We start from the raw sequence: 17,697 nt of genomic DNA, 5'->3' as shown, positions 1-17,697 counted from the left end.
GCGTCTCAACCGTCTTTCCAGTCCGTCAGGCCTTCTCCAAGACCACCCAACACCGCCTCAGCAGCGCCGGTGAAGGGGTATTTACGGATTAGGTCCGGGACCTGCAACCCCCATTTTGAAAAAACTTCGCAATTCTCGGCGGAATCTTTCCTGAGTTAATAAAAACAATAGGTTAGCTTAATAATTCCCACGATATTCCCTATTTATGCGGTTTGCGTCGGCCATTTTCAGGGTCCCTCTACGCGGTGCGGATGGAATCGTGGCCGCGCGTCTTGGCAAGACCAGGACTCGGACACGACAAACGCCGCCACGGTTTCCCGTGGCGGCGCTGATCAAGGGAGCTGTTCCGCCCTCAAGTCAGGTCGAAGCGGTCCGCGTTCATCACCTTGGTCCACGCCGACACGAAGTCACCAACGAATTTGGCGTCGGCGTCTTTCTGGCCGTAAACCTCGGCCAGTGCCCGGAGTTGTGAGTTGGAACCGAATACCAGGTCCACCCGGGTTCCGGTCCACTTCACCTCACCCGAAGCCCGATCCCGGCCTTCATACACTCCATTGGCGTCTGCCGCCGGTTTCCATTCGGTGCCCATGTCCAGCAGATTGACAAAGAAGTCATTGCTCAGAACACCGACCCGGTCTGTCAGGACGCCATGCGCCGTACCACCGAAATTCGCACCGAGAACGCGCATACCGCCGACCAGGACGGTCATCTCGGGTGCCGACAGGGTCAACAGTTGCGCCTTGTCCACCAGCAACTCTTCAGGAGACACGCTGTACTCCTTGCGCTGGTAATTCCGGAACCCATCCGCGATCGGTTCAAGCGGGGCGAAGGATTCGGCATCGGTCTGGTCCTGCGTGGCATCCGTACGGCCGGGTGCAAACGGAACATCGATGTCATGCCCGGCAGCCTTGGCGGCCTTTTCGATCGCCGCAACACCGCCCAGCACGATTACATCCGCAAGCGAAACCTTCTTGTTGCCGGACTGCGCGGCATTGAACTCGGCTTGCACCGCCGCCAGAGCATCCAGCGCCTTGGACAGTTTCTCGGGCTCGTTGACGTCCCAGTCCTTCTGGGGCGCAAGCCGGATGCGGGCACCATTGGCGCCACCGCGCTTGTCCGAGCCGCGGAAGGTTGAAGCCGAGGCCCATGCCGTCGCGACCAGTTCCGACACCGACAGGCCACAAGCCAGCAGCCGGGCTTTCAGGTCGGCCACGTCCGCGGCATCGATCAGATCATGGTCCACCGCCGGCACGTTGTCCTGCCAGATGAGCTCTTCTGCCGGCGCCTCGGGACCGATGTAGCGCGCCTTTGGCCCCATATCGCGATGGGTCAGCTTGAACCAAGCGCGCGCGAAGGCGTCGGCGAACTCGTCGGGGTTTTCGTGGAACCGCTTCGAGATCGGCCCATAGATCGGATCCATGCGCATCGCCATGTCGGCGGTGGTCATCATCGTCTTGACCTTTTTCGACGGATCATGCGCAGCTGGTGCCATGTCCTCTTCCTTGACGCCGACCGGCTCCCAGATCCACGCTCCGGCAGGGCTTTTGGTCAGGTTCCAGTCATAACCGAACAGAAGGTCGAAATAGCCATTGTCCCACTTGATCGGGTTCGCGGTCCAGGCGCCCTCGATTCCGCTGGTCGTGGTATCGTCACCCTTGCCTGTGCCGAACTTGTTGATCCAGCCAAAGCCCATCTCTTCGATCGGCGCGGCCTCGGGTTCGGGGCCGACCAGCGCCGGGTCCCCGGCACCATGCGCCTTGCCGAATGTGTGGCCACCGGCAACCAGTGCGACGGTCTCTTCATCGTTCATTGCCATCCGGGCAAAGGTGTCGCGAATGTCACGGCCCGAGGCCAGCACGTCCGGCTCTCCGTCCGGGCCTTCGGGGTTCACATAGATCAGGCCCATCTGCACGGCGGCCAGCGGATCTTCCAGATCGCGCTCGCCCGAGTAGCGGCTGTGCGGGTTTTCGGTCGGGGCCAACCATTCTGTCTCGGCTCCCCAATAGATGTCTTCCTCGGGCGCCCAGATGTCTTCCCGGCCGCCGGCAAAGCCGAAGGTCTTGCCGCCCATCGATTCAATGGCGCAGTTGCCGGCCAGGATCATCAGGTCGGCCCACGAAATCTGGTTGCTGTATTTCTGCTTGATCGGCCACAGCAGACGACGGGCCTTGTCGAGGTTGCCGTTGTCCGGCCAGCTGTTGAGCGGCGCGAACCGCTGGTTCCCGGTCGAGGCGCCGCCCCGCCCGTCAGCCGTCCGGTAGGTGCCGGCGCTGTGCCAGGCCATGCGGATGAAAAGACCGCCATAATGGCCGTAATCCGCCGGCCACCAATCCTGCGAATCCGTCATCAGGTCATACAAGTCCTGTTTCAACGCGTCATAGTCGATCTTCTTGAACGCGTCGGCATAGTTGAATTCGGCCCCCAGCGGATTGCCGGCCGGCTGGTGCTGGTGCAGGATCGCCAGGTTCAGTTGGTTGGGCCACCAGTCCCGGTTCGATCGGGTTCCGGCGCCGTGCATGATGGGGCATTTGCCCGTGTTGGGGTTGTCGCTTCCGTCCATCTCAATCTCCGATCCTGGCTGGTGTCTGTCTATTTGCGAGGCAACCGTGCGTATGGCACGTCAAAAAGGGGCGGACCGCAGTCCGCTGGAATACCTCGAGTCATAGCAAATCCCTGTCATGAGAAAAAATTTTGTTTTCGGATTGATTTGATAGGTATTGATTATGGCTCTGCCGGGTTCTTTCAAACCGATCCCCATCCACATGACGCGGCGTTCCCCGCCGCCCCGATTGCGTTTTGCCGCCGGTGCTTCACACTGCGGGCCATGACGCGCGACACCGCGCGGGCCACAGGGGAGGATCGCCATGCAATTTGACTACGTCATCGTCGGCGGAGGGTCCGCGGGGTGTGTGCTGGCCAACCGTCTGAGCGCCAATCCGGGCACGCGGGTCTGCCTGCTTGAGGCGGGCGGGGGCGGGAACGGCATTCTGGTGCGGATGCCTGCCGCTGTGGTCGCCATGCTGCCGGGGCGACCCAAGATCAACAACTGGGCCTTTGAAACGGTGCCGCAACCGGGGCTGAACGGGCGCAAGGGCTATCAGCCGCGCGGCCGCGCCTTGGGCGGGTCCAGCGCGATCAACGCAATGCTCTATGTGCGCGGACAGCAGCAGGATTATGACGGCTGGGCCGATCTGGGCTGCGAGGGTTGGGATTGGGACAGCGTTCTGCCCTACTTCAAACGGTCCGAGAACAACGAACGCGGCGCGGATGACCTGCATGGCGCCGACGGCCCGCTTCAGGTGTCGGAGCAGAAAGAAGAACGCCCGATCACGCGCGCCTTCGTCGAGGCCGCCGCCCAGTTGCAGCACAAGGTGACCGACGATTTCAATCGCGGCGACAACGAAGGCGCGGGGCTGTACCAGGTCACCCAGTTCCACGACCCCGCCAAAAACGGCGAGCGGTGCTCGGCCGCCGCGGCCTATCTGTTTCCAGTCATGGACCGGCCCAACCTGACGGTCATCACCGGGGCACAGGCGCGCGAGATCACCTTTGACGGCCACCGCGCCACGGGCGTGATCTACCGCAAGGGCGGCAAGGGCGCCGACCTTACTGTCACCGCCGCGCGCGAGGTTCTGGTCTGCTCGGGCGCGCTGAAATCCCCGCAACTGCTGCAGCTGTCGGGCATCGGCGACCCCGAGGACCTGAGCCCGCATGGAATCGCCGTCCGCCACGCGCTGCCGGGCGTGGGCAAGAACCTGCAGGATCACCTGGATTTCATCCTGGCCTACAAGACAAAGGACACCGACAATTTCGGCATCGGCGCCGCCGGTACGGTGGGGCTGATCAAACACCTTATGCGCTGGCGCAAGACCGGCGTGTCGATGGCGGCCACCCCCTTTGCGGAAGGCGCGGCCTTTCTGAAGACATCTCCCGATCTGGACCGCCCCGACATCCAGCTGCATTTCACCATCGCGCTGGTGGACGACCACGCGCGCAAGCTGCATCTGGGCTATGGGTTCAGCTGCCATATCTGCAAACTGCGCCCCGAAAGCCGCGGCACCGTCTCGCTGCACAGCGCCGACCCCTTTGCCGCCCCGGCGATCGACCCGGCCTATCTGTCCGACCCGCGCGATCTGGACACGATGATCAAGGGCGCGCGGATGACGCGCGAAATTCTCGAGGCTCCGGCCCTCGCCAAATACCGCCACAAGGAAATGTTCGGCACCGACACCGCCCAAAACGACACGGATTGGGAAGGCCACATCCGCGCGCGGGCCGATACGATTTACCACCCCGTGGGCACCTGCAAGATGGGGGTGGACGACATGGCGGTGGTCGATCCGCAGCTACGCGTGCGTGGGTTGCAAGGGCTGCGGGTGGTCGATGCCTCGGTCATGCCGACGCTGGTCTCGGGCAACACCAACGCGCCCACGATCATGATCGCGGAAAAGGCTGCCGACATGATCCTGGCGGATGTGGTCTGATCAGTCGCCGTTCAACGTCTGATCCGCGTGCAGCGCCTCAAGGCCCACGCGGTAATTAGGATATTTCAACGTCACGCCCAGATCGGTCTTGATCCGGTCGTTCCGAACGCGCTTGTTCTCGTTGTAGAAACTGCGGGCCATCGGCGTCAGGTCGGCCGTGTCGAAATCCACCGCAGGCGGCAGCGGCAGGCCCTGAAGCTGCGCGGCATAGCCGATCACGTCCTGCGGTGGCACCGGTTCGTCATCGCAGACATTGTAGATCGCGCCCGGATCGGGACGGCGCATCGACGCCTCGAGCACCTGAGCGATGTCTTCGACATGAATGCGCGAAAACACCTGCCCCGGCTTGATGATCCGCCGCAGACCGCCTTTTTTCAGCTTGGAAAACGGCCCCCGGCCCGGCCCGTAGATGCCCGCAAGGCGAAAGATGTGCAGCGGCAGGCCGGGGATCGCGGCCCAGTCCTGCTCGGCCTGCAACCGCCAGCGCCCACGTTCGGCCGTCGGGGTCGCCGGCGTGGTTTCATCGACCCAGCCCCCCTGATGGTCGCCATAGACGGCGGTGGTCGACAGGTACCCGACCCAGTCGAACTGCCCGGCGCGGGCGGCGATCTCATCCCGCAGGGCGGCCAGAACCGGATCTCCCTTGGCCGTGGGCGCGGTCGAAATCAGCAGATGCGTGACCCCGTCCAGATCGGGGGCCTCGCCCGGCCAGACCAGCGGTTCGGCCCCGGCGGCGCGGATGGCGTCCTTCTCGGCGGCATCGCGGGTGGTTCCGACGATGCGCCAACCCTTGGGGGCCAGCCGGCGCGACAGGGCGCGGGCGGTATAGCCGTGCCCGAATGAAAAAAGCGTTTCAGTCATGGCCCCTTGATGAGCGCGCCGAGGGCGGGATGCAAGCGCCGGATGGCCGCACTTGATTCGAATCCCCGCCTGCGCCTTCATGGTGTCATGAGTGATGACAAACCCAGCCTGCACGCGGCCTATGCGCTGAAAACTCCGGCAGACAACAAACGGCTCTACGCCGAATGGGCCGGAGATTACGATCGCGGATTCGCCGCGCGCGAGGATTACCAGCTGCATATCCATACCGCCCGCGCCTTTGTCGGCGCCGGGGGCCAGGGTCCGGTGCTGGATGTGGGCGCGGGCACCGGCCTGTGCGGCGCGGTTCTGGCCGATCTGGGCGTGGGGCCGATCGATGCCACCGACATCAGTGCCGAAATGCTGGACAAGGCCATGCGCAAGGACATCTACCGCGACGCGATCGAGGCCGACCTGAACGAGGGCATCCCCGTTCCGCGCGACAGCTATTCGGGCATCGTGTCGTCGGGCACCTTCACCCACGGCCATCTTGGCCCCGAGGTTCTGCCCGCCCTGCTGCGGGCGGCCCGGCCCGGGGCGCAATTCGCCCTGTCGATCAACGCCAAACACTTCGAGGCGCTGGGATTTGCAACCGCCTTCGACAAGCTGCAGGCCGAGGGCCGGATCGAACATCTGACCCTAGCCCCGGTTCGTATCTACGGCGATCTGGCGGCCGGCCCCAACAAGGACGACACCGCGCTGATCGCCCTGTTCGAGAAATCCTGATCCGGCTCAGCGGCCCTTCCAGACCGGGTCACGCTTTTCGGCAAAGGCGCGGGCGCCTTCCAGATTGTCCTCGGAGCCATAGAGAACATCAACCGTCCGCAGCTGTCGTTTGGTGATGCGGTTCATGATGTCCTGAAACTTGGAATCCTCGGCCTCGCGCACGATCTCCTTGATCGCGGCGTAGACCAGCGGCGGGCCGCTCGCCAGCAGGCGCGCCAGCTCCCACGCGCGGTCCATCAGCTGATCGGCCGGGACGATCTCGTTCACCAAGCCCCAGCGATGCGCTTCTTCGGCGTCGAACCAGCGACCGGTCAGCAGAAGTTCCATCGCGATGTGATAGGAAATGCGCTTGGGCAACTTGACGCTGGCCGCGTCCGCCACCGTGCCCGAACGGATTTCCGGCAGGGCAAAGGTGGCGTGATCGGCGGCCAGGATCATGTCGGCGCTCAAAGCCAGCTCCAGCCCGCCGCCGCAGGCGATGCCGTTCACGGCCGCAATCACCGGCTTGTTCATATCCCGCAGCTCCTGCAGACCACCGAAACCGCCGACGCCGTAATCCCCATCCACCGCATCGCCCTCGGCCGCGGCCTTCAGGTCCCAGCCTGGGCAGAAGAATTTCTCGCCGCCGCCCGTCAGAATCGCCACGCGCAGGTCGGGATTATCGCGAAAGCCGCGGAACACTTCGCCCATGACACGGCTAGTCGCCAAATCGATGGCATTCGCCTTGGGCCGGTCCAACGTGACCTGAAGGATTGCACCATCGCGGTGGGTTTTGATCGGGTTCATGAACATGCCTTTCGGATCAGGGCATCAACGGCGACCACACCGTCGGCCGCGCAGATGAGAGGGTTGATTTCAACTTCGTCCACGACCGCCGCGTTGGCAATGACGTAGTTCTGCACCGCCATGACCACCCGCACGACCGCATCGATATCCACGCCGGGCTTGCCCCGATATCCGCTCAACACGGGCGCACAGGCCAGCTTGCCCAGCGCGCCGCGGACCGCAGACGGCGTGGACGGGATCAGGATCGAGGTGGAGTCGCGCAGGATCTCGGTCAGAACCCCACCCGCCCCAAGGGTCAGGACGTAACCATGCGCCGGGTCGCGTGTGACGCCGATCAACAGCTCGACCACCCCGGCCGGGGCCATTTCCTCGATCAGGACCTCATCGGTGCCGATTGATCTCGCGATCTCGGCCACCTCTTGTGCATAAACGCCCAGTCGCACCGCGCCATGTTCGGATTTGTGCGCCTGGCCAACGCCTTTCACCGCAAAGGGTCCGCTCAGACCGTCCACCGCCTTTTCCGCCCGATCCGCCCGCGCGACGACCGAGCGGGGAACCGGCACGCCGCAAGCGGCGAGTTCGGCCTTGGCCTGAGCCTCGGTAAGTATGGTTGTGGCCTCAACGGGGGCGGGCAGCAGAACCGGCTCCTGCGGCTCGGGACGCGGGCGGGCCGCAGCGCGTGTCGCCGCCAGCGCCTCGCGCAGCCCGGCAAAGGGTACGACACCGCCCGCCATCAACCGCTCGGCCACGTCCTCGGGCATCAGTTCCGGCACGGTCGCGGCCACGGCAAAGGGACGGCCGGTTTCGCGGGCGCAAGTCAACGCCGCGCGGGTGGCGCAGTCCCAATCGGTGGCATCGGTATGCGGGTAATCAACGATCGAGATCGTCATCGCTACATGCGGCCCCGTCATCGCCGACCAAGCCCGCGCCATCGCGTCAGCGTCGCGCCAGATATATGTGTGGTAATCCAGCGGATTGGCCAGCGCCACCATCGGCCCCAGCGCCGCGCGCAGGCCCGAAACCTGATCCGCGGTCAGCGGCGGAAATTGCAGGCCGGTTTCTTCGGCCATGTCGGCGGCCAGGCTGGCCTCGCCACCGGAACAGCTGATCGTTGCCACTCCGGTCCCGTCCAACGGCCCGGTGACATGCAACAGTTTCAGAGTTTCCAAAAACTCGGGCACGTCGTTCAGACGCGCGATTCCCAGCCGTTCCAGAAACGCCTGCGCCCCGGCATCGCCCCCCGCCAGCGAGGCGGTGTGCGAAATGGTGGCCACCTGCGCCTGTGCTGACCGCCCCACTTTGAGGGCCACGATCGGTACGCCCCGGTCATGCGCCTTGGCCGCCAGCGCCTCCCATTTGCGCAGATCGCCGAAGCCTTCGACATGCATGCCGATGGCGGTGATCCGGTCATCATCCAGCAGCGCCATTGCGATCTCGGCCTGATGGGTTTGCGCCTGGTTCCCGCAGGTCAGCATGAAAGCCAGCGGCAGCGCCCGGCGCTGCATGGTCATGTTGATCGCGATGTTCGAGCTTTGCGTCAGGATCGCAACGCCCTTTTCCACCGGGCGCATCCCGTGCTGGTCGGGCCAGATCGCCACCCGGTCCAGACCGTTAACGAAGCCGTAACAGTTGGGGCCGAGGATCGGCATGTCCCCCGCCACAGCGACCAGTTGCGCCTGCAGATTGGCCCCATCGACGTCCTCGGCCCGCGCCTCGGTAAAGCCCGAGGCGAAACATACCGCCCCGCCCGCGCCAATGCGGGCCAGAACCTCGACCGCCTCGATGGTGGCGCGGCGGTTGATGCCGACAAAGGCCGCGTCGGGCGCGTGGGGCAGGTCTTCGATCGTGGCAAAGACGCGCTCGCCCGCCACCTCATCGGCCTTGGGATGCACCGGCCAGACAGGGCCGGTGAACCCCAGTTTTCGCACCTGGTGGATGACCTCGGCGCACCATGCGCCCCCGCCGATCACCGCCAGCGAACGAAACCCCAGCATCCGCCTCAGCGCGGCGAGCTTTCCCGGCGCGAGCGCACCCGCCGCGCCGCTCAGGCCCGGCGTCATGTTCACGCCCCCAACGCGCGCAGCAGGTCGCGGCTGATGATGTGGCGCTGGATTTCGCTGGTGCCGTCCCAGATCCGCTCGACCCGGGCATCGCGCCAGAAGCGTTCCAGCGGATAGTCATCCATCAGCCCCATGCCACCATGCACCTGGATCGCCGCATCGGTCACCCGCGCCAGCATCTCCGAGGCATAGAGCTTGGCCGAGGCGATCTCGCGGTTGGCGGGCAGGCCCTTGTCCAGCCGGTCGGCAGCGGCCAGGGTCAGCAGGTCGGCGGCGTCGATCTCGGTGATCATGTCGGCGATCTGAAAGCTGACGCCCTGGAACTTGCCGATCTTCTGGCCAAACTGTTCGCGCGTGGCGGCATAGTCCAGCGCATAGTCGAAAGCCCGCCGCGCGCGGCCCACGCACATGGCCGCCACGGTGATGCGGGTGGCATAGAGCCAGGTGTTCATCACCTCGAACCCGCCATCGACCTCGCCCAGCACCTGCGCATCGGGCAGGCGGCAGTCGTCGAATTCCAACACCATGTTCTTGTAGCCGCGATGGCTGACCGACTTGTAGCCGTCGCGGATGGTGAAGCCCGCCGTACCGCGATCGACCAGAAAGGCGGTGATGCGCTTCTTGGGGCCTTTCGGCGTCTGATCCTCGCCCGTGGCGATGAAGACGATGATGAATTCGGCATGTTCCGCGCCCGAGATGAAATGCTTGGTGCCGTTCACCACCCAATCGCCGCCGTCACGAACGGCGGAACATTTCATGCCCCGCACATCCGAACCCGCGCCCGGTTCGGTCATCGCCAGCGCATCCATCTTCTCGCCGCGCACGGCGGGCATCAGATAGCGTTCGATCTGATCCCCCTGACAGGCCATCAGGATGTTCTGCGGCCGCCCGAAGAAATGGGTCAGTGCCATCGACCCGCGCCCCAACTCCCGCTCGACCAGCGCGAATTCCAAGTGGTTCAACCCGGCGCAGCCCACGCTTTCGGGGAAATTGCAGGCGTAGAATCCCAGCTCGATCGTCTTGCGCTTGATCTCGTCGGCGATCTCTTTCGGCACCTCGCCGGTGCGTTCGACCAGCTCTTCATGGGGATAGATCTCTTTTTGCACAAAGCTGCGGACGGTCGAGACGATCATCTCCTGCTCGTCGGTCAGGCCATATTGCATCGCGGGTCTCCGGTTTCTGGGCGTGCGATAATCCTGACGCGGCTTGCCGCCACAATAATGCAGAACTAGACTTCAATCATGCAGAAATGGACCAAATCACCCGCCGCACCGCAGCGATTCGGGGTGCTGCTGTTCGACGGGTTCTCGAACCATTGCCTAGCCAACACGGTCGAGCCGCTGCGCGCGGCCAACACGTTGTCGGGGCAGCGACTGTATGACTGGCAATTCCTGTCACTGGATCCGAGGCCGGTCACGTCATCCTCAGGGTTGCAGGTGGCACCCCATGCGGCGCTTACGGATGCGGGTGGGGATATGCTGCTGGTTATGCCCTCCTACGGGTTTCAGGCACATGGTGGTTGGCGCACCCAGGCGGGGTTGCGTGCGGCAACGCGGCGCTTTCGTACCCTCGCCGGGCTGGACACCGGCAGTTGGCTGTTGGCCCAGGCCGGATTGCTGAAGGGCCACCGCGCCACGATCCATTGGGAGGAGTTGACTGCGTTCACCGAGCGATTCCCCGAAGTCGAGACCTGCCGCGAGCGCTATGTCATCGACGGTGACCGCATCACTTGCTCGGGCGCCATGGCTGCCTTTGATCTGGTGATGCACCTGATCGGGCAGGATCACGGTCAGGCGCTCGCACTGGAAGTCGCGCAGCTTTTCATGACGAGCGACTCCGCCCGGTCACATTCCGGCGGCGCAGGCTCGGCCAGCTCGCATGTCAACAAGGCGCTGGCGCTGATGCAGGAAAATCTCGAGACCCCTCTGACGATCCCCGAGATCGCCCGGCGCGTGGGCCGGTCGCAAAAGGCGCTGGAATCCCGGATGCGGGCGGACCTGGGGGCCGGGCCGGCCAAGGTCTATCGTCGGTTGCGTCTGAACCTTGCGCGCAAGCTGATCGGGGAAACCGACCTGAGTATCGCCGAGATCGCTCTGCGCGCGGGCTATGAAGATCCCAGCGCGCTGACCCGTGCCTTTCGGGCCGAGTTCGGTCTCAGTCCGCGTGCCCTGCGCAGCCGGGCCCGCTAGGTATACATCTGTTTCTTGTAGGCCCGCGTCCGCGTCGTCGCCTCGGCCGACCCGTCGTGGTATGTGCCGAACCACTTGTCGAACGGAATCTCGGACGTGCCGTAGTTGCACTCGAAATACCGGTGGTGCAGCTGGTGAAAGAAATCGCCGGCCCGCGCGGCGTCCGTATCCCCCGCTTTCAGCTTCTCGAACCCCGAATGGGACAGGACCGGGCTGATCTGCTGGAAATAGACATGGAACAGCAGGTGCAGCGGGTTTGAGGGCACGATCAGGTGGATGAAATAGGTCGTGAAGTACAGCAGGTTCTCGTACCAGTGGTTCGAGATGCCCGACCACGGCCCAACATTGACGTTGCGGTGATGTACCGCGTGCACATGCTTGTACAGTTTCGGATGATGCTCCAGCCGGTGCACCCAATAGAAATGCAGACCCGACCACATCGGGATGAACAGCATCCAGACCACGCACCAGACCGGCGCGCTGGCCCAAGTGACCGTTGGCGCATACCCGTTGGCCATCGCCCAGTAGATCACCCATTGATAGACCGTCGCCACCGTCATGGCGCTGCCCAGCGTCCACCAGATGTTGTCCCAGACCTGATTGCGGAAGGTAAAGGTCCCGTTGTCGCGGGTCAGGTCGCGGCAATCGAACTTTTTGTACATACCCTGCCCCTTGCGCATGTACAGCCACCAGTGCAGCCCGCCCGCGACAAGGATCTGAGGCACCATGTTCAGCAGCCAGACGCGGAACATCCAGCCCGGCGCAAAGCTTTGCATCGCATCGAGCGGCGGCAGGAACAACACATAAGCCGCCAGCGCCAGCACCAGGCACAGGGTCAGCGCGGTGATCTGCAACCATGCACCGCTGTACCATTTCACAACCGCCATCGGTCTGGGCGGCCAGCTGAACAAAGGGTTCAACGCCACAGGGTCAGACGGCCGATAGTGCCAACGGGCGGCTTCGGGATCATGCGATGCATCGGTCATGACAAAACCCTCTAGGTGGCGTAGTCCGAGCCTTCGGAGTCCAGAACGGCCTTGATCTCGCGCAGATGCGCAGCGACCTGATCGGGATAGTCGTCCAGTTCCTGCGCGGTCTTTTCCGCGATTTCGTCCGTTAACACTCGCAATGGCTGGCCCGTCTGAAGGGCGCGGATATACGTCTCGGCGGCGCGCTCGAAATAATAGAGTCTATTAAAGGCATCTGCCGCGTCGCTGCCGATCACCAGCACACCGTGGTTGCCCATGATCATGACTTTCTTGGCCGGGTCCTGCAGCATTGTCGCGCAACGCTCGCCCTCGCTTTCAAAGGCCAAGCCGCCAAATTCGTCATCAATGACATATCGGTTGTAAAAGGTCGCAGTGTTCTGGTCGATCGGCGGCAAGTTGCTGTCGGCCAAGGAGGCCAGAACGGTGGCAAAGATCGAATGCACATGCATCACGCAACGCGCATTGGGGCATTTGCGGTGAATCGAGCCATGCAGACCCCATGCGGTGGGGTCCGGTGCGCCGGGCTTGCTCATCGTGTCGGGATCGTTGGCATCAAGCAGCAGAAGGTCCGAGGCACGGATGCGCGCGAAATGCATCTGGTTCGGGTTCATCAGGAACTGCGTGCCATCCTCGTTCACGGCAAGGCTGAAGTGATTGGCGACCGCTTCGTGCATGTTCAACCGCTCGGTCCAGCGGAAGGCGGCGGCCATGTCCACGCGCTCCTGCCAATGGTCGATATTCGGTTTGAGACTGGTGACGCTCATCCGGGGGGCTCCATTCGGCTTGGACAGGTGGCTGGTGAAAACCGTGCCGGGCCGGGGCGCAGTTGACCAACGAAAAAAATGGCGGTTTGGCATTAGCTGAGCTTATGATTGGATTATGAAACCCCGGAACCCTCTTCCCCCGCTTGGCTGGCTGCGCACGTTCGAGGCGGCGGCCCGCCACCTGTCCTTCACCGGCGCGGCGCGCGATCTGAACATGACGCAGAGCGCCGTCAGCCAGCAGATCAAGTCGCTTGAGGGCCAACTGGGCCAGCCTCTGTTTCACCGCCGTCCCCGCGCATTGGAACTGACCGAGGCCGGGAGCACCTATCTGCCCGTCGTACGCGAGGCGTTCCGGACGCTGGTGCGTGGCACCCAGGCCGTGACCGGGCAGCAGGAAAATACCGTTCAGGTGCAGTGCAACATCACCTTCTCGGTCAACTGGCTGGCCCCCCGCCTGCCCGCCTTCCGCGTGCTGCACCCCGATGTCCACCTGAACATCTTCACCGAGTTGTGGGAGCCGCGCGAAATGGCCGAAGGCGCGGCGGTCGAGGTCCGCTATTCCCTGCGCCCGGCCGACACGGTCCGAACCGAGCTTTTGCGCAGCGATCACTACTACCCGGTGTGCGCCCCCGACTATCCGGTCACGCTGGAAAACCTTCAGCAGCAACCGCTGTACGATTGTTCCAACCTGCTGTCGAACTGGGCCAGCTGGGCCGAAGATCAGGGTCTAAACTGGGATAATCCGCCGATTAGCTATGCCACGACCTATATGGTCGGCCTGTCCGTCGCGATGGCCGGCGGCGGGTTGTGCCTGGCCCATGACACCATCGCAAAGCGCCTGCTGGACGAAGGCCACCTGATCGCACCGTTCGGGCATCGCGCGCCGATGCCCGAAGCATACTACCTGCTGTTGTCACCTCAGGCCGAGGAAACGCCGGGTGCCGTGGCCTTTGCCGAGTGGATCAGGGCGGAAATCGAGGCCGAGCAACACCGCATCTGACTTTCAGCCGTCCTTGGGGCGGCTGGCGACCCAGGCATAGCCGTTCTCGCACAGGATATAGGTCTCGCGCAGGCCATGGGGCTTGTCGGTCGGTTCCTGCAGCACGACCGCGCCAGCGGACTTGGCGCGCTCTGCCGCCTCGTCCGGGTCGGTGTCGAACAGGTGAATCTCGATCCCGCCACCGCGCGGGGGCGTTTCGGGAACCAGCCCCAGCAGCGGATTGGAATGATAGGTGCCGTCCGAATGCAACTGAAACACCTGATCTCCATAGGTGACGATGGCAAAATCCGCCGTCACCTGATGGGATTTCAGGCTAAAAACAGTCTCTAAAAATGCGCATTCCGCCGGGACATCTCGCACCAGCAGGTTCAGCCCGATCCCGCGCAGGCTGCGGCCGAAACTGTCCGCATCTATGGTTTCGTAATCCATGTCTCTACCAGACCCCGCATCGCAGCGCGGATCAAGCATTTGCTGCCCCGCGCCCGTTCGGATGACGGTTTCATGAAGGTGGCACGGCAGGGGTTGCACCTTCCGATGCATTCGGGAAAGTTGTGCCATGGAATACGCACCCTTCCCATCCTGGCCCGACGTCGCCCCCCGCCTGATCGCTGTTGCCGCCGGCCGCGAAGCCGCCGACATGGTCATTCGCGGTGGGATCTGGATCAACGTGCACAGCCGCGAGGCGCTGCCCGATCACTCCATCGCCATCGCCGCCGGACGCGTGGCCTATGTCGGCCCCGACGCCAGCCACTGCATCGGCCCCGACACGCAGATCATCGAGGCCAAGGGCCGCTACATGATCCCCGGCCTGTGCGACGCGCATATGCACATCGAATCCGGCATGCTGACCCCGGCCGAGTTCGCGCGCGCGGTGATCCCGCATGGCACCACCTCGATGTTCGCCGACCCGCATGAGATCGCCAACGTGCTGGGGCTGGACGGCGTGCGGATGATGCATGACGAGGCGCTGATGCAGCCGGTCAACATCTTTACCCAGATGCCGTCCTGCGCGCCCTCGGCGCCCGGGCTGGAAACCACGGGCTACGAGATCACCGCCGAAGACGTGGCCGAGGCGATGACCTGGCCCGGCATCATCGGGCTGGGCGAGATGATGAACTTTCCCGGTGTGATCAACGCCGACCCCAAGATGCTGGCCGAGATCGCCGCCACCCAGCGCGCGGGAAAGACGGTGGGCGGACACTATGCATCCCCTGATTTAGGGCCTGATTTTGCCGCCTATGTCGCCGGGGGCCCGGCGGATGACCACGAAGGCACCTGCGAGGCCGACGCCATTGCCCGCGTGCGGCAGGGGATGCGGTCGATGATGCGGCTAGGCTCGGCCTGGTATGACGTGGAAAGCCAGATCACCGCGGTCACCGAAAAGGGGCTGGACCCGCGCAACTTCATCCTGTGCACCGATGACTGCCATTCCGGCACGCTGGTGAACGAGGGCCACATGAACCGCGTCGTCCGTCATGCCATCGCCTGTGGCTGCGACCCGCTGATCGCGTTGCAGATGGCCACGATCAACACCGCCACCCATTTCGGGCTGGAACGCGAGATCGGCTCGATCACGCCGGGCCGCCGGGCAGACGTGATCCTCAGTTCGAACCTGACCGACTTGCCGATCGAGATGGTCATCGCGCGCGGGCAGGTGGTAGCCGAGAATGGCGCGATCAAGGTGGAGTGCCCGCATTACGATTGGCCCGACCGGGCACGCAACACGGTGCATATGGGCCACGACCTGACCGCCGCCGATTTCGAGGTCCCCGCGCCCGACGGCGCCAACCGCGTGCGTGCCAACGTGATCGGCGTGGTCGAGAACCAGGCCCCCACCCAGGCGCTGAAGGCCGAGCTGCCCATTATCGGCGGGCTGGTCGAGGGCGAAGGCGATGTCTGCCAGATCGCGCTGGTCGAACGGCACCGGGCCACGGGCGGTGTCACCAACGCCTTCGTGTCCGGCTTTGGCTACCAGGGCCGGATGGCCATGGCCTCGACCGTGGCACATGACAGCCACCACATGATCGTGGTCGGCACCGACCGCGATCAGATGGCGCTGGCCGCCAATCGTCTGGCCGAAGTGGGCGGCGGCATAACCATCTTCCGTGATGGCGAAGAGCTGGCGCTGGTCGAACTGCCCATCGCCGGCCTGATGTCCGACAGCCCGGCCTCCGACGTCGCGGCCAAGGCGCAGAAGATGGTCGAGGCGATGCAGGCCTGCGGCTGTCAGTTGAACAATGCGTACATGCAGCACTCGCTGCTGGCCCTTGTCGTCATCCCCGAACTGCGGATATCCGATCTGGGACTGGTGGATGTCCGCACATTCGAAAAAATTGACCTTTTGGAACCCCTCGCATGACAAAAATAACAACGCCCGACCCACGGGACCCCGAGATTTTCACCGATGCCGCCGCGGCCGTTGCCCGGCTGGAAGAGCTGTACAATGAGGCCACCGCCTTTCTGTGCGACAGCTTTGCCGAGGCCATGGAAAGCGGCACGCCCAAGGTCCGATATAGAGCCTATTACCCGGAAATTCGTATCCGTACGGCGTCTTACGCGCATGTGGACAGCCGCCTGAGCTTTGGTCACGTGTCCGAGCCGGGGGTACATGCCACTACCGTGACCCGGCCGGATCTGTTCCGGTCCTACCTCACGCAGCAGATCGCGCTGCTGATCAAGAACCATAACCAGCCGGTGACCATCGGCCCCTCGACCACGCCGATGCCGGTGCATTTCGCCGTGGCCGGCAACCCCGATCTGGTGGTCCCTCATCAGGGTGCTGCCGGGTTCACCCTGCGCGACGTGTTCGACGTGCCCGATCTGACCACCACCAATGACGACATTGTCAACGGTGTGCACGAACCGCAGGATGGCGTCGGCCCACTGGCCTTGTTCACCGCCCAGCGCATCGACTATTCTCTGGCCCGGCTGGCCCACTATACCGCCACCGACCCGGACCATTTTCAGAACCACGTTCTGTTCACCAACTACCAGTTCTACGTCTCGGAATTCGAGAACTACGCCCGCGCGCAACTGGCCGACCCCGACAGCGGCTATACCAGTTTCGTCTCGACCGGGAATGTCGAGATCACCGACCCCGACGCGCCGCTGGAACAGCCGCTGAAACTGCCACAGATGCCGACCTATCACCTGAAACGCGCCGACGGGTCGGGGATCACGCTGGTCAATATCGGCGTCGGGCCATCCAACGCCAAAACCGCCACCGACCACATCGCGGTGCTGCGCCCACATGCTTGGCTGATGGTCGGCCACTGCGCGGGGCTGCGCAACACGCAGGCTCTGGGGGACTTCGTACTGGCCCATGCCTATCTGCGCGAAGACAAGGTGCTGGACGACGATCTGCCCGTCTGGGTGCCGATCCCGCCGCTGGCCGAAATTCAGGTCGCGCTGGAACGCGCCGTGGCCGAAGTGACCGAGTTGGAAGGCTATGAGCTAAAGCGGATCATGCGCACCGGCACTGTGGCTTCGGTCGACAACCGCAACTGGGAACTGCGCGACCAATCCGGCCCGGTGCAGCGCCTCAGCCAGTCGCGCGCCATCGCGCTGGATATGGAAAGCGCCACGATCGCCGCTAACGGTTATCGGTTCCGGGTGCCCTATGGCACATTACTGTGTGTGTCCGACAAGCCCCTGCATGGAGAATTGAAGTTGCCCGGCATGGCGTCCGAGTTCTATACAACCCAGGTCAGCCGCCATCTGGCAATCGGAATCCGGGCGATGGAACACCTGCGAGGGATGCCGCTGGAACGTTTGCACAGCCGGAAATTGCGCTCGTTCGACGAAACAGCCTTCCTCTGACGCAAAAAAGCAACGAAATCCC

14 protein-coding genes are annotated in these 17,697 nt (G+C 63.8%); 6 read left to right on the top strand and 8 right to left on the bottom strand.

Annotated elements, in window-relative coordinates:
* Positions 1-352: 352 nt before the first annotated feature.
* Positions 353-2,560 (bottom strand): catalase/peroxidase HPI, encoded by a 2,208-nt coding sequence (gene katG / locus AC2FNL_RS12330; RefSeq protein ID WP_496833829.1) that lies wholly within the window; start codon positions 2,558-2,560, stop codon positions 353-355.
* A 304-nt stretch (positions 2,561-2,864) separates the two neighbouring features.
* Between katG and AC2FNL_RS12325 the strand changes: the two genes are divergently transcribed.
* A complete protein-coding gene (locus AC2FNL_RS12325) occupies positions 2,865-4,484 on the top strand; it encodes a GMC family oxidoreductase (protein ID WP_496833828.1) in 1,620 nt (539 codons plus the stop codon).
* Here AC2FNL_RS12325 and AC2FNL_RS12320 read toward each other — a convergent pair whose 3' ends face one another.
* Entirely contained in the window at positions 4,485-5,345 is an 861-nt protein-coding gene (locus tag AC2FNL_RS12320; protein ID WP_496833827.1) for an SDR family oxidoreductase, read from the bottom strand.
* Positions 5,346-5,432: 87 nt separating this feature from the next.
* On the opposite strand from AC2FNL_RS12320, the gene AC2FNL_RS12315 reads away from it, so the two are divergent.
* The gene (locus tag AC2FNL_RS12315; protein ID WP_496833826.1) at positions 5,433-6,068 is read left to right on the top strand and encodes a class I SAM-dependent DNA methyltransferase; all 636 of its coding nucleotides are present in this window, start codon (positions 5,433-5,435) and stop codon (positions 6,066-6,068) included.
* A gap of 6 nt (positions 6,069-6,074) precedes the next feature.
* Here the strand turns inward: AC2FNL_RS12315 and AC2FNL_RS12310 are convergent, their stop codons facing one another.
* From AC2FNL_RS12310 to AC2FNL_RS12300, 3 genes are read right to left on the bottom strand one after another with little or no spacing between them, the layout of a single operon-like run.
* Entirely contained in the window at positions 6,075-6,854 is a 780-nt protein-coding gene (locus AC2FNL_RS12310; protein ID WP_496833825.1) for a carnitinyl-CoA dehydratase, read from the bottom strand.
* The gene (locus tag AC2FNL_RS12305; protein ID WP_496833824.1) at positions 6,851-8,914 is read right to left on the bottom strand and encodes an acetate--CoA ligase family protein; all 2,064 of its coding nucleotides are present in this window, start codon (positions 8,912-8,914) and stop codon (positions 6,851-6,853) included. Before AC2FNL_RS12305 ends, AC2FNL_RS12310 begins: the two co-directional genes overlap by 4 nt.
* Before the next feature lie 2 nt (positions 8,915-8,916).
* Positions 8,917-10,077, bottom strand: a complete 1,161-nt coding sequence (locus AC2FNL_RS12300) for an acyl-CoA dehydrogenase family protein (protein WP_496833823.1) — start codon at positions 10,075-10,077, stop codon at positions 8,917-8,919.
* 78 nt (positions 10,078-10,155) lie between these two features.
* Between AC2FNL_RS12300 and AC2FNL_RS12295 the strand changes: the two genes are divergently transcribed.
* Positions 10,156-11,103 carry a GlxA family transcriptional regulator gene (locus AC2FNL_RS12295; RefSeq protein WP_496833822.1) on the top strand — a complete coding sequence of 316 codons (948 nt, stop codon included), beginning with the start codon at positions 10,156-10,158 and terminating at the stop codon, positions 11,101-11,103.
* Here AC2FNL_RS12295 and AC2FNL_RS12290 read toward each other — a convergent pair.
* Positions 11,100-12,089, bottom strand: coding sequence for a sterol desaturase family protein (locus AC2FNL_RS12290; RefSeq protein WP_093963801.1), 990 nt, complete (start codon positions 12,087-12,089; stop codon positions 11,100-11,102). The two genes, AC2FNL_RS12295 and AC2FNL_RS12290, sit on opposite strands and share 4 nt — an antisense overlap.
* 11 nt (positions 12,090-12,100) lie before the next feature.
* Complete coding sequence (locus AC2FNL_RS12285; protein WP_496833821.1) at positions 12,101-12,856, bottom strand: class II aldolase and adducin N-terminal domain-containing protein; 756 nt, start codon at positions 12,854-12,856, stop codon at positions 12,101-12,103.
* A gap of 115 nt (positions 12,857-12,971) precedes the next feature.
* Between AC2FNL_RS12285 and AC2FNL_RS12280 the strand changes: the two genes are divergently transcribed.
* A complete protein-coding gene (locus AC2FNL_RS12280; protein WP_496833820.1) occupies positions 12,972-13,856 on the top strand; it encodes a LysR family transcriptional regulator in 885 nt (294 codons plus the stop codon).
* A 3-nt stretch (positions 13,857-13,859) separates the two neighbouring features.
* Here AC2FNL_RS12280 and AC2FNL_RS12275 read toward each other — a convergent pair whose 3' ends face one another.
* Entirely contained in the window at positions 13,860-14,285 is a 426-nt protein-coding gene (locus tag AC2FNL_RS12275; protein ID WP_496833819.1) for a VOC family protein, read from the bottom strand.
* A 127-nt stretch (positions 14,286-14,412) separates the two neighbouring features.
* Between AC2FNL_RS12275 and ade the strand changes: the two genes are divergently transcribed.
* Together ade and AC2FNL_RS12265 are read left to right on the top strand one after the other, a co-directional pair.
* Positions 14,413-16,215, top strand: coding sequence for an adenine deaminase (ade, locus tag AC2FNL_RS12270; protein WP_496833818.1), 1,803 nt, complete (start codon positions 14,413-14,415; stop codon positions 16,213-16,215).
* Positions 16,212-17,675 carry an AMP nucleosidase gene (locus AC2FNL_RS12265; RefSeq protein ID WP_496833817.1) on the top strand — a complete coding sequence of 488 codons (1,464 nt, stop codon included), beginning with the start codon at positions 16,212-16,214 and terminating at the stop codon, positions 17,673-17,675. The genes ade and AC2FNL_RS12265 overlap by 4 nt, the downstream gene beginning before the upstream one ends.
* Positions 17,676-17,697 lie beyond the last annotated feature (22 nt).

The organism is Ruegeria sp. CRTD044 (assembly GCF_059613485.1).
Note: the sequence above shows the minus strand (reverse complement) of the source record. Positions and strands in the feature narration are given on the sequence as shown.